This is a genomic window from Nocardioides sp. L-11A (assembly GCA_029961745.1).
Classification (GTDB): domain Bacteria; phylum Actinomycetota; class Actinomycetes; order Propionibacteriales; family Nocardioidaceae; genus Nocardioides.
Map to the genome: position 1 here is coordinate 1582653 of CP124680.1, position 11943 is coordinate 1594595.

Sequence of the window (11943 nt, forward strand, 5' to 3'; positions counted from 1 at the left end):
ACGGGTCAGGCCGGCAAGGTCCAGTCGACCGGCTGCCCGCCGCGCTCGACGAGCAGGGCGTTGACCCGGCTGAACGGCCGGGAGCCGAAGAACCCGCGCGAGGCCGACAGCGGCGAGGGGTGCGGGGACTCGACCGAGGGGATCGGTCCGAGGTGCGCCTTGAGCGTCTGCGCGTCCCGTCCCCACAGGATCGCGGCCATCGGCGCACCCGCCTCGGCCCGCCGGACGACGGCCTGGATCGCGCACGCCGTGACGTGCTCCCAGCCCTGGCCGCGGTGCGAGCCGGGCTCGCCGGGGCGCACGGTCAGCACCCGGTTGAGCAGCATGACGCCCTGCTCGGTCCACGCGGTGAGGTCGCCATGGCCGGGGGAGACGAAGCCGACGTCGTTGGCCAGCTCCTGGTAGATGTTGACCAGGCTGCGCGGGATCGGCCGCACGCCGCGGTCGACCGCGAAGCTGAGTCCGATCGGGTGTCCCGGGGTCGGGTAGGGGTCCTGGCCGACGACGAGGACGCGGACCTCGGCGAGCGGGCGCCGGAACGCCCGGAAGACGTGGTCGCCGGCGGGCAGGTAAGCCCGGCCCTCGGCGATCTCGGCGCGGAGGAACTGCCCGAGGGCGGCGACCCGGTCCTCGACCGGCGCCAGCGCCTCGGCCCAGTCGGCGGCCATCAGGCCCTGGTCGACGAGTCCGGAGAGTGCACCCACGGCCGAACCCTATCCGTGGGTCGCGGGGCCGGGTGGCGCCCCTCTCCCTCCCAGGGACGCCACCCGGTGGCGACATTGCTCCGACGCGGAGCCCGGGTCTCCCGGTCCTCCGGGCACCCGGCACGTGGGGTGCCGGCCCGGCGGGGCTCCCTCCGTCGGACATCGGGGTCCGCGTCGGTGATGGTGAATCTACGGTCGGGACCGGGGTCCCGGGATCGGGAACGCGGCTCGGAGCTGCTAGTCCTTTGGGACTACCGACCCTCGGCGATCGGCGCCGCCGACCACCCGGCCGGCCGTGCCAGCCGGTCGAGGAAGGCCACCAGGACCGCCTCGCGCAGGGCCGGGGGAGCGACGTCGAGCAGCGCGTTGACCGGTGCCATCCGCTCGGGCAGGCCGAGCTCACCGCCGTCGGCCAGCCCGCCCGCGGCGAGGAGCAGGTCGAACTCGGCGTCGCCGAGCGTCGCGGGGTCCAGGGTGCGCAGGAGCTCCGCGACACCGGGGTCGACCGGGACCGGCCCGGCCGCCCGCGCCGCCGCGACCGCCGCGCCGAGCGCCGCCAGGAAGTCGGTGGGGTCGGTGGCCGCGCTGATCGCGACGTGCAGCGAGGGCGGCCGGTCGCCGTAGGACAGCTGGGGCTGGACGAACCAGCCGCGGGCCGCCATCTCGTCGCACACCGTGAACACGTCCAGCGGCCCGTCCGCGACCGCCGCGACCAGGGTCGAGTCCGGTACGGCGACCAGAGCCAGCCCGTCGACCGCGGCGATCCCGGTGGCGATCGCGTCGGTCGCCTCCAGCGCCCGCTCGGTGAGGGACAGGTAGCCGGCGTCCCCGATCGCGCGCACCGTCGCCCATGCGCCGGCGGTCGGCCCGCCCGAGCGCGTCGACTGCAGCGTCGCGTTGAGCATCGTGTAGCCCGGCCAGCCGGCATGGGCGAAGTACTGCGCCCGGCGCAGCGAGGGGTCCCGGTGCAGCAGCAGGGAGGCGCCCTTGGGTGCGTAGGCGTACTTGTGCAGGTCGGTCGAGATCGACGTGACGCCCGGGACCGCGAAGGTCCACGGCGTCACCGTGCGGCCCAGCCGCGCGGCGTACGGCAGCACCCAGCCGCCGATGCAGGCGTCGACGTGGCAGCGCACACCGGCGTCCGCGGCGGCCGCGGCGATCTCGGGGACCGGGTCCACCACGCCGTCGGCGTACGACGGCGCGCTGGCCACCACCAGCACCGTGGTCTCGTCGATCGCGGCGGCCATCGCGGCCGCATCGGCGCGGTGGTCGGGCCCGGTCGGCACGACCACGACCCGGACGCCGAAGTAGTGCCCGGCCTTGTGGAAGGCCGCGTGCACCGTGTCCGGTACGACGATCGAGGGCGACGCCACGTCGGGCCGGGAGTCCCGCGCGCCCTGCACGGCCAGCAGGCACGACTCGGTGCCGCCCGAGGTCAGCGTCCCGACCATCGTGTCCGGGCCGTCGACGAGCGGCCGGGCGAAGCCGACCAGGTCGTTCTCCATGGCCAGCAGGCTCGGGAACGCCGTCGGGTCCAGGCCGTTGCTGCCGGCGAAGGCGGCCACGGCCTCGCGGGCGAGCGCGTCGACCTCGGCCAGGCCCGCGTCGTAGACGTAGGCGAGGGTGCGACCCCCGTGGACCGGCAGGTCGTCCGCCTGCAGGTCGATGAGCCGCGTGCGGATCTGGTCAGGCGTCAACGGTGCCATCGGTCCGGTCGACCTCCTTCTCGTCGAGTGCGTAGCCGCGCAGCCACCACAGGCTGGCGAGCACGAGCAGTGCCGGCAGCAGTGAGAATCCGAGGGTGATCGCGGTGACCGCGGACTCCGGCTGCGTCACGCCGCCGGAGTCGCTGGACCGGTAGGAGCCCAGCGCCAGCACCACCGCGAACAGGCCCGGCCCCAGCGCCAGGCCGAGGGTCTCGCCCGCCGTCCAGACGCCCGTGTAGACGCCGACCCGCGAGGAGCCGGTGCGCCGGGCGTCGACCGCCGCCGCGTCCGGCAGCATCGCCATCGGGAACACCTGGACGCCGGCGTACCCGACGCCGACCAGGCCGACCGCGGCGAACACGACGGCCGGCGGCGCGTGCCCGGCGAGGACCGCCAGCGCGGCGCCGGCGGCGAGGACGAGCGAGGAGGCGACGTACCCGCGCTTCTTGCCGACCCGGCGCCCGAGCGCCGCCCAGGCCGGCGTCAGCAGCAGTGCCGGGCCCACGAAGCAGACGAACAGGATCGTGGCGGCGCCGTCGCGCTCGAGCACGTCGCCCGCGAGGTAGTCGACGCCGGCGAGCATGCAGCCGGTCGCCAGCGCCTGGACGACGAAGGTGACGAGCAGCAGCCGGAAGTCCCGCGCCGCGCCGACGACCCGGAGCTGGTCGCGCAGCGTGCCCGGGCCCGGGGCGATCTCGCCGACCGGTGCCGCACGGGTGCCGCGGTAGGCGAGCAGGGCACCGGCGACGATGATCGCCGCCATCACCAGGCCCATCGCGCGGTAGCCGTCGCGACCGCCGATCGCGTCCCGGATCGCCGGCGCGCTGGCCCCCGCGAGCAGGATCGTGAACGCCAGGATCGCGACCCGCCAGGTCATCAGCCGGGTGCGCTCGGCGTAGGAGTCGGTGATCTCGGCCGGCATCGCGACGTAGGGCACCTGGAAGAAGGCGTACGCCGTCGCGCAGGCGAGGAAGGCGACCAGCACCCAGGCCGTGTCGAACACCCGGGAGCCGAGGTCCGGACCCGCGAACAGCAGCGCGAAGCAGACGCCCAGCGCCAGCCCGGCCCGCAGCAGCCACGGCCGGCGGGGTCCGCGCGGGTCGACGGTACGGTCGCTGATCCGCCCGGCGATCGGGTTGAGGACGACGTCCCACGCCTTCGGGAGGAAGACGATCGCCCCCGCCAGCAGTGCGGGTACGGCGAGCGTGTCGGTCAGGTAGGGCAGCAGCATCAGTCCCGGCACGGTCCCGAACGCACCGGTCGCGACCGACCCGGCGCCGTACCCGACGCGGCTCAACCCACCGGCTGGCTGTCGGTCGACCATTGCGTGATCCACTCGTCCATCGCCAGCCAGGTGGTGGTGCGGGCGGCCCGGCCGGTGAGCATGCCGAGGTGGCCGCCGGGCACGATCTCGAAGCGGACCTCGGGGGAGCCGGTCAGGAGCGGGACGACGGCCCGCACGGCCGGCACCGGCGCGATCCCGTCGGTGGCACCGCCGAACACCAGGACGGGCACCGTGATCTCGCTGAGGTCGATCGTCCGGTCGTCGAGCTCGAAGGCTCCGGTCGCGAGCTGGTTGCCCTTGGCGAAGCGGTGGTAGAGCTGCCCGAAGGTGCGGCCGGGATAGGCGATCATGTTGGCGGTGAAGTGGTCGACCGCCTCGACCTGGGCCAGGAACTCGCGGTCGTCGACGTGGGTCGCCAGCGCGATCGGCTTGGTGACCAGCTTCTGGAAGGCGGTGAGCTGGAAGGCCCACTTCACGAGGGGTTTCGGCGCCCCGCCCAGCAGCTGGTAGCCGCGCGTGATCGGGCCGGGGCCGTTGAAGAGGCTGAGCAGCGGGCGGAACGGCGCGAGGAGCGGGACCTGTGCGATGTCGATGGGCGAGCCGACGACGGTCAGCGAGGCGACCGGCAGGTCGCCCGAGCGCCGGTCGGCGAGGGTCAGCAGGGAGAAGATGCCACCCAGCGACCAACCGATCACGTGCACCGGCCGGCCGCCGGCGTGCTCCGAGACCTCGCGGATCGCGGTCGGCACCACCTCGTCGACCCAGTGCTCCATCCCGAGGTTGCGGTCGCGGAAGGACACCTCGCCGTACTCCACGAGGTAGGTCGGGCGTCCCTCCGCCACGAAGTGCTCGACCAGCGAGCAGCCGCGGCGCAGGTCGTAGCAGCTCGACGGCGCGGCCAGCGGCGTCACCAGCAGGACCGGGTCGCCCTGCTCCCGCACGTGCCCGGCCGGACGGTAGTGGTAGACCTCGCGCAGCGTCCCGTCGTCGATGAGCGTGCGCGGCATGGGCCGCAGGTCGGCCACGCCGCCGTAGAGCAGCTTGTGGGCGACATTGCTCGCCGCGGCGACGACCTGGTCCGGGGCGGGGAGCAGGCCGGCGCCCGGCACGGAGCGCAGGGGCACCAGATCCATGGCCGAACGCTACCGCGCGGTAGCGGGTTCAGGAGCGTGTCGCCGGTCGCACCGTCTTGGTGTGGCTGTGGCCCTCGTCCTCCAGCTCGGTCATGAAGCTGTCGGCCCACGCCTTCACGTCGTGCTGGGCGATCTGGCGGCGCATCGCCTTCATCCGCCGGGTCAGCTCCTTGGGCTCGGCCCGGTAGGCATCCAGCAGCGCGGCCTTCATGCCGTTCATGTCGTAGGGGTTGACCAGCCACGCCTGGCGCAGCTCGTCGGCGGCGCCGGCGAACTCGGAGAGCACGAGCGCGCCGTCGTCGTCGACCCGGCACGCGACGTACTCCTTGGCGACGAGGTTCATGCCGTCGCGGTACGGCGTCACGACCATCACGTCGGCGGCGCGGTAGAGCGCGGCCATCTCCTCGCGCGGGTACGACGTGTGCAGGTAGCTCACCGCAGGACGGCCGATCCGGCCGAGGTCGCCGTTGAGCCGGCCGACGAGGCGCTCGATGTCGTCGCGCAGGTTGCGGTAGTGCTCCACCCGCTCGCGCGAGGGGACGGCGACCTGGACGAACACCGCGTCCTCGACGGTGAGCGCGCCGTCGCTGATCAGCTCGCCGAACGCGCGCAGCCGGGCGTAGATGCCCTTGGTGTAGTCGAGCCGGTCGATGCCGAGGAAGATCCGGCGCGGGTTGCCGAGCGCCTCGCGGATCGCCTCGGCGCGCTCCGCGACCGCCTCCGAGCGGGCCAGCTCCTCGAAGCCGGCGGCGTCGATCGAGATCGGGAACGCCGCGGCCCGGACGGTGCGCCCGTCGGGCAGGTAGACCAGGTCGCGGTGCGTCTTGTGGCCGACCCGCTGCCGGACCAGCCGGATGAAGTTCTGCGCGGCACCGGGCAGCTGGAAGCCGACCAGGTCGGCACCGAGCAGGCCCTCGAGGATCTGCCGACGCCAGGGCAGCTGCTGGAAGAGCTCGCCGGGCGGGAAGGGGATGTGCAGGTAGAACCCGATGCGCAGGTCGGGGCGCAGCTCGCGCAGCATCTGCGGCACCAGCTGCAGCTGGTAGTCGTGGACCCACACGGTCGCGCCGTCGTTGGCGAGCTCGGCCGCCCGCTCGGCGAAGCGCCGGTTGACCTGGACGTAGGTGTCCCACCACTCGCGGTGGAACTCCGGTTTCGCGACGACGTCGTGGTAGAGCGGCCAGAGCGTGCCGTTCGAGAAGCCCTCGTAGTGCTCCTCGATCTCGTCGGCCGACATCGCCAGCGGCACCAGGTCGAGGCCGTCGACCTTGAACGGCTTGAACTTCTGCGTGCCGCCGGGCCAGCCGATCCAGACCCCGTCGTGGGCCCGCATCACCGGCTCGATCGCCGAGACCAGCCCGCCCGGGGACCGGCGCCAGCGCGCCTTGCCGTTGCGGTCGGTGACGCGGTCGACGGGGAGGCGGTTGGCGACGATCACGAGGTCATGGCCCACGACCCCACCCTAGTCAGGGGCATGGTCGGGCTGGCCCGACATCGGGTGTCCTGCTGGCAGGATTCCCGGCGACGGCCTCCCCGGACCACCCTGGACCCATGACCGAGACCCTGCTGGCGAACCCGCCCGTACGACCGCCCGCGCAGCGGTGGCTGCGCGACACCGGCTATGCCCTCGCCGCGCTTCCGGTGGCGGTGGTGGGGCTGGTCGTCGTGATCACCCTGGTCACCGCCGGGCTGGGCCTGTCGGTCGTCGTCGGCGGCGTCTTCGTCCTGGCCGCCGGCGTGTACGCCGCCCGCGGGTTCGCGTACGTCGAGCGGCGTCGCCTGGCCGTCCTGGCGGGCCGGGAGGTGCCGGAGCCGGCGTACCTGCGGCCCCGGGAGGGCGACGGCTTCTGGCGGCGCAGCCTGACGGCGCTGCGCGACCCGCAGTCGTGGCTGGACGTGGTGTGGTCGCTCGTCGGCTGGATCACGGCGACGGTCGCCTTCGTGGTCGTCGTGACCTGGTGGGGGGCGGTGCTGTGCGGCGCGACCTACTGGTTCTGGCAGCGGTTCATCCCGCGCGACGACAGCGACGCGCAGAGCCTGGCCGACCTGATCGGACTCGGCGACAGCCGGGCCGCCGACATCGGCCTGATCACCGGAATCGGGTTCGTCGCCCTGGTGACGCTGCCGTTCGCGCTGCGGTTCGCGGCCGGGGTGCACGCGAGCCTCGCGTCCGTGCTGCTCACCAGCCGCGCCGAGCTCCAGGGGCGCGTCGCCCGGGTCGAGGAGAGCCGCGACTCGGCGCACCGGGCCGAGGCGGAGTCCCTGCGCCGGCTGGAGCGCGACATCCACGACGGGCCGCAGCAGCGGCTGATCCGGCTCGGGATGGACCTCGGCCGGGCACGGGTGCAGCTCGCCGACGACCCCGACACGGCGGCGCGCACCCTCGACGCCGCCGTCGCCCAGACCCGCGAGGCCGTCGAGGAGCTGCGGGCCCTGTCGCGGGGCATCGCCCCGCCGCTCCTGGTCGACCGGGGTCTCGCGGCCGCGGTCGCCGAGATGGCCGACGGCCAGCCGATCCCGGTGCGGGTCACCGCCGACGTCCCCGCGGAGCTGCCGCTGGCCGTGGAGACGGCCGCCTACTTCGTCGCCGCCGAGGCACTCACCAATGTCGTCAAGCACAGCGGCGCCGACCAGGCCGACCTCACCCTGGAGGTCGTCGCGGGCCGGCTGCTGGTGACCGTCGACGACAACGGGTGCGGTGGCGCCGCGGCCGCGCCCGGTCACGGCCTGGCCGGTCTGCGCGAGCGGCTGGCCGGCGTCGACGGGCAGCTCTTCCTCGCCTCGCCGGCCGGCGGGCCGACCCGGCTCCGCGCGGAGCTGCCCCTGGGGTGAGGATGGGCGGGTGAGGATCGCGATCGCCGACGACTCCGTGCTGCTGCGCGAGGGGCTCCAGCTCCTGCTGGCGGAGGCGGGTCACGACGTCGTGGCCGCCGTCGGTGACGGCCCGGCGCTGGTCGACGCGGTCCTCGCCGAGCGCCCGGACCTCGCGATCGTCGACGTCCGGATGCCGCCCAGCCACACCGACGAGGGCCTGCGCGCGGCGGTCGCGTGCCGGCGGGCCCGGCCCGAGGCGCCGGTGCTGGTGCTGTCCCAGTACGTCGTGGCGTCCTACGCCGACGAGCTGCTGGCGACCGGGGAGGGCGGGGTCGGGTATCTGCTCAAGGACCGGGTGAGCGAGGTCCGGGAGTTCCTGGACGCCCTCGCGACGGTGGCGGCGGGCGGCACGGTGCTCGACCCGATGGTGGTCAAGCACCTGATGGGCCGCCAGCGCGACCCGCTGCTCGCCCTCACGCCGCGCGAGCGCGAGGTGCTGGCGCTGATGGCCGAGGGGCGGTCCAACGCCGCGGTCGCCGACGCGCTCGTGGTGTCCCTGGCCGCGGTCGAGAAGCACACCCAGCGGATCTTCGCCAAGCTCGGGCTGGCCCCCGACGACGACCAGTCGCACCGGCGGGTCCTCGCGGTCGTGCGCTTCCTCCGCGCGGCCGAATGACATCGTTGTGATTCGCGGGTTACAGTTACTCGCGAAGAGTTGTCGCAACCGCCCATCCGAGCGTCGAGGAGACCGCATGAACGCCGAGCGCAGCCCCCAGGGGGGCGCTGCCGACGCCGCTGCTCCAGCAGGCCTCAGCAAGCGTGACCTCGACATCCTCGCCTTCGAGCGCCAGTGGTGGAAGTACGCCGGCGCCAAGGAGAGCGCCGTGCGCGAGCAGTTCGACATGAGCGCCACCCGCTACTACCAGGTCCTCAACGCCCTCATCGACCGCCCGGAGGCCCTCGAGGCCGACCCGCTGCTCGTCCGCCGCCTCCGGCGGCTGCGCTCGCAACGTCAGCGGCAGCGGTCGGCGCGGCGCCTGGGGTTCGAGATCTGATCCCATGACCCGGCCCACTCGCAGGTACCACCAGCGCGGTGCCGTCCTGACCTCGCCGGTGGTGCTGCTCAGCATCGTCGCCGTCGTCCTCGCCGCGGTCGCCTTCGTCGCCACCCGCGACGACCGTCCGGCCGAGCGGGACATCTCCGCCACCAAGGCGTCGTCGACGCCGACCGACGCGGGCACCGACGAGCCGAGCGACGAGCCGAGCGCGCCGCCCCCCGAGGAGGAGAAGCCGGCGCCGCCCCCCGTCGTCCGTGGCGACCACGCGGTGGTGGTCTTCAACAACACCGCGATCCGTGGCCTCGCCGCCCGGGTCTCGGAGAGGGTCCGCGACGCCGGCTGGAAGGTGGCCGCCGCCGACAACTGGTACGGCACCGTTCCCGCCACCACCGTCTACTTCCCGAAGGGCAAGAAGGCGGCCGCCCGTCAGCTCGCGCTCGACCTCGGCGTCGCCCGGGTGCTGCCTGCCGACACGGCCAGCGACATGAGCTCCACCAACCTGACCCTGATCCTGACCGGCGAGCTGTGAGTTCGACGTGATGGGATGGGGTCGTGAGGTTCTCGTCCCGCGAGGGTGAACTGCGCTACGACGCCCTGGTGCGCGTCGCCGCGCGGACCGTCGTCGGCCTGGACTTCGACGGCACGCTGTCGCCGATCGTCGACGATCCGACCCAGGCCCACATCCATCCGGACGCGCCCGCGGTGCTGACCGCGCTGGCCGAGGAGGTCGCCGCGATCGCGGTGATCACCGGGCGCCCCGCCCGCCAGGCCCTCGACCTCGGGGGGCTGGAGGAGGTCGGGGACGCGCTGGCGGCGGCCGGCAAGGAGCTCTTCGTCTTCGGTCAGTACGGCAACGAGCGCTGGACGTCGAGCCGCCGGCGGATCGTGGGGGCCCGGCCCCCGCGCGGGTTGGCGACCTTCGAGCGGGACCTGCCGCGGGCGCTGCGCAGCGCCGGCGCGAGCGACGCGTATGTCGAGGACAAGGGCCTCGCGGTCGCCGTCCACACCCGGCGCCTGCCCGACCCCGACGGCGCCTTCGACCGGCTGTTGCCGCCCCTGCGCGCGCTGGCCAGCCGGCACGGGCTGGTCCTGGAGCCCGGGCGGGCGGTCATCGAGGTGCGCTCGGCGGGCTCCCACAAGGGGATGGTCGTGCACCGGCTCGCGGCCGTGCTCGACGCCGAGGGCTTCCTGTTCGCCGGCGACGACCTCGGCGACGTGGAGGCGTTCGAGGCGGTCGAGGAGCTCGCCGAGCGCGGCCTGGCGCCCCTGCGGGTGTGCTCGGCGTCCGACGAGCAGAGCGCGCTCGTCGCCCTGTCCGACGTCGTCGTCCCCGGCCCGGAGGGCGTCTTGGACCTGCTCGGCCGGTTCGCCGCCGACGCGCGGGCCGCCCGTCGTACCTCCTGAATCTCACATCTCGGACACCGGTCTCGACATTCGGAATCCCGATTGGGTGCCGGTGGCCGGTCGCCCCTAGGCTGTGCGTGCTCATCCAGAGGGACTGAGGGAACGGCCCTGAGAAGTCCCGGCAACCGCCGCGAACTCCCGTCTGCGCCTGCGTCACGCAGGAGCCGGCGTCGCGGAAACGGTGCCAAATCCGACCCGCGCGAGAGTCGCCGGGACAGATGAGAAGGAGGAATCCATGAGCGCCGTTGTGACCGAGTCGCCCGAGACGACCAAGCCCGGCCTGCGCGAGGGTGCGTTCGGCAACGCCACCGCCCTCTCCTGTCGCGAATGCGGCCACCAGGTCGCCCTGGGCCCCTTCTACGCGTGTCCGGAGTGCTTCGGCCCGCTGGAGATCTCCTACGCCTTCCCGCTCGTGACCCGCGAGGAGATCGAGGCCGGCCCCCGCAACATCTGGCGCTACAAGGCGCTGCTGCCGGTCCCGAGCGACATCGAGACCAGCCCCAACACCGAGCCCGGCTTCACCCGCCTGCTCGACGCCGCGAACCTCGCGGCCGAGCTCGGCATCGCCAAGCTCTGGGTCAAGGACGACTCGACCAACCCGACCAACTCCTTCAAGGACCGCGTCGTCGCCTGCGCGCTGAGCGCGGCCCGCGAGCTCGGCTCGACCGTCTTCGCCTGCCCCTCGACCGGCAACCTCGCCAATGCGGTCGCCGCCGCCGGCGCCCGGGCCGGGATCAAGACCGTCGTCTTCATCCCGAGCAACCTGGAGCAGCCCAAGCAGGTCAACTCGGCGATCTTCACCGAGAACCTGGTCGCCGTCGACGGCAACTACGACGACGTCAACAAGCTCGCCTCCGAGATCGCCGGCGAGGAGGAGGGCTGGGCGTTCGTCAACGTCAACGTGCGGCCCTACTACGCCGAGGGATCCAAGACCCTGGGCTACGAGATCGCCGAGCAGCTCGGCTGGCGGCTCCCCGACCAGGTCGTCATCCCGGTCGCCTCCGGCTCGCAGCTGACCAAGGTCGACAAGGCATTCCAGGAGCTGATCAAGCTCGGCCTCGTCGAGGACAAGCCCTACCGGATCTTCGGGGCGCAGGCCGAGGGCTGCGGCCCGGTCGCCACCGCCTACAAGGCCGGCGTCGACGCGATCCGCCCGGTCAAGCCCGACACCATCGCCAAGAGCCTGGCCATCGGCAACCCGGCCGACGGCATCTACGTCCTTGACATCGCCCGTCGTACCGGTGGCGCGGTCGAGGAGGTCACCGACGAGGAGATCCGCGCGGGCATCGTGCTCCTCGCCCGCACCGAGGGGATCTTCACCGAGACCGCCGGCGGTACGACGACCGCGGTCACCAAGAAGCTCGTCGAGACCGGTCAGCTCGACCCGACCCTCGAGACGGTCATCATCAACACCGGCCACGGGCTCAAGACCCTGGACTCGATCTCCGGTCAGGTCGGCCCGGCCGCGACCATCGCGCCGAGCTATGACGCCTTCAAGGCCACCGGCCTCTGAGCCGCATCACCACCGACACCGCCAGTAGAAGAGAGCCCCGCATGAGCGTCCGCGTCCGGATCCCCACCATCCTCCGCACCTACACCGGTGGCGACTCCGAGGTCACCGCCGAGGGGGCCACCCTGGCCGAGGTGCTCGACCACCTCGACGCGAACTACGCGGGCATCAAGGGCCGGATCCTCGACGAGGACGGCAAGCTGCGCCGCTTCGTCAACGTCTACGTCAACAACGACGACGTGCGCTTCGAGCAGGAGCTGGCCACCCCGACGCCCGCGGGCGCTGAGGTCTCGGTCATCCCTGCTGTCGCCGGCGGCTGCTGAACCCCC

At 73.3% G+C, this 11943-nt stretch carries 12 protein-coding genes and 1 riboswitch; of the genes, 7 read left to right on the plus strand and 5 right to left on the minus strand.

The window, feature by feature from the left end:
• Nucleotides 1-5 precede the first annotated feature (5 nt).
• From QJ852_07450 to QJ852_07470, 5 genes are all read right to left on the minus strand, one after another.
• Nucleotides 6-704 carry a uracil-DNA glycosylase gene (locus QJ852_07450; protein ID WGX98271.1) on the minus strand — a complete coding sequence of 233 codons (699 nt, stop codon included), beginning with the start codon at nt 702-704 and terminating at the stop codon, nt 6-8.
• Between the two features lie 251 nt (nt 705-955).
• Nucleotides 956-2410, minus strand: coding sequence for an aminotransferase class V-fold PLP-dependent enzyme (locus QJ852_07455; protein WGX98272.1), 1455 nt, complete (start codon nt 2408-2410; stop codon nt 956-958).
• Complete coding sequence (locus QJ852_07460; protein ID WGX98273.1) at nt 2391-3734, minus strand: MFS transporter; 1344 nt, start codon at nt 3732-3734, stop codon at nt 2391-2393. The genes QJ852_07455 and QJ852_07460 overlap by 20 nt, the downstream gene beginning before the upstream one ends.
• Nucleotides 3704-4828: an alpha/beta fold hydrolase gene (locus QJ852_07465; protein ID WGX98274.1), complete on the minus strand. Its 1125-nt coding sequence runs from the start codon at nt 4826-4828 to the stop codon at nt 3704-3706. Before QJ852_07465 ends, QJ852_07460 begins: the two co-directional genes overlap by 31 nt.
• Before the next feature lie 28 nt (nt 4829-4856).
• Entirely contained in the window at nt 4857-6281 is a 1425-nt protein-coding gene (locus QJ852_07470) for a trehalose-6-phosphate synthase (GenBank protein WGX98275.1), read from the minus strand.
• Nucleotides 6282-6379: 98 nt separating this feature from the next.
• On the opposite strand from QJ852_07470, the gene QJ852_07475 reads away from it, so the two are divergent.
• The 7 genes from QJ852_07475 (at nt 6380) to QJ852_07505 (ending at nt 11937) form a co-directional block, all read left to right on the plus strand.
• The gene (locus tag QJ852_07475; protein WGX98276.1) at nt 6380-7660 is read left to right on the plus strand and encodes a sensor domain-containing protein; all 1281 of its coding nucleotides are present in this window, start codon (nt 6380-6382) and stop codon (nt 7658-7660) included.
• 10 nt (nt 7661-7670) lie between these two features.
• Nucleotides 7671-8318 (plus strand): response regulator transcription factor, encoded by a 648-nt coding sequence (locus tag QJ852_07480; protein WGX98277.1) that lies wholly within the window; start codon nt 7671-7673, stop codon nt 8316-8318.
• A 76-nt stretch (nt 8319-8394) separates the two neighbouring features.
• Nucleotides 8395-8697: a DUF3263 domain-containing protein gene (locus QJ852_07485; protein ID WGX98278.1), complete on the plus strand. Its 303-nt coding sequence runs from the start codon at nt 8395-8397 to the stop codon at nt 8695-8697.
• A 4-nt stretch (nt 8698-8701) separates the two neighbouring features.
• Nucleotides 8702-9229 carry a LytR C-terminal domain-containing protein gene (locus tag QJ852_07490; protein ID WGX98279.1) on the plus strand — a complete coding sequence of 176 codons (528 nt, stop codon included), beginning with the start codon at nt 8702-8704 and terminating at the stop codon, nt 9227-9229.
• A 23-nt stretch (nt 9230-9252) separates the two neighbouring features.
• Nucleotides 9253-10104 carry a trehalose-phosphatase gene (otsB, locus tag QJ852_07495; GenBank protein WGX98280.1) on the plus strand — a complete coding sequence of 284 codons (852 nt, stop codon included), beginning with the start codon at nt 9253-9255 and terminating at the stop codon, nt 10102-10104.
• Nucleotides 10105-10182: 78 nt separating this feature from the next.
• A riboswitch (SAM riboswitch) is annotated at nt 10183-10329 on the plus strand.
• 10 nt (nt 10330-10339) lie between these two features.
• The gene (gene thrC, locus QJ852_07500) at nt 10340-11617 is read left to right on the plus strand and encodes a threonine synthase (GenBank protein WGX98281.1); all 1278 of its coding nucleotides are present in this window, start codon (nt 10340-10342) and stop codon (nt 11615-11617) included.
• Nucleotides 11618-11658: 41 nt separating this feature from the next.
• Complete coding sequence (locus QJ852_07505; GenBank protein ID WGX98282.1) at nt 11659-11937, plus strand: MoaD/ThiS family protein; 279 nt, start codon at nt 11659-11661, stop codon at nt 11935-11937.
• The last annotated feature ends 6 nt before the right edge of the window (nt 11938-11943 follow it).

Bases quoted from the DNA above. Each gene is read 5' to 3' on its own strand.
- QJ852_07455 (WGX98272.1), bottom strand. From the start codon at position 2,410: ATGGCACCGTTGACGCCTGACCAGATCCGCACGCGGCTCATCGACCTG.
- QJ852_07460 (WGX98273.1), bottom strand. From the start codon at position 3,734: ATGGTCGACCGACAGCCAGCCGGTGGGTTGAGCCGCGTCGGGTACGGC.
- QJ852_07465 (WGX98274.1), bottom strand. From the start codon at position 4,828: ATGGATCTGGTGCCCCTGCGCTCCGTGCCGGGCGCCGGCCTGCTCCCC.
- QJ852_07475 (WGX98276.1), top strand. From the start codon at position 6,380: ATGACCGAGACCCTGCTGGCGAACCCGCCCGTACGACCGCCCGCGCAG.
- QJ852_07485 (WGX98278.1), top strand. From the start codon at position 8,395: ATGAACGCCGAGCGCAGCCCCCAGGGGGGCGCTGCCGACGCCGCTGCT.
- QJ852_07490 (WGX98279.1), top strand. From the start codon at position 8,702: ATGACCCGGCCCACTCGCAGGTACCACCAGCGCGGTGCCGTCCTGACC.
- thrC (WGX98281.1), top strand. From the start codon at position 10,340: ATGAGCGCCGTTGTGACCGAGTCGCCCGAGACGACCAAGCCCGGCCTG.
- QJ852_07505 (WGX98282.1), top strand. From the start codon at position 11,659: ATGAGCGTCCGCGTCCGGATCCCCACCATCCTCCGCACCTACACCGGT.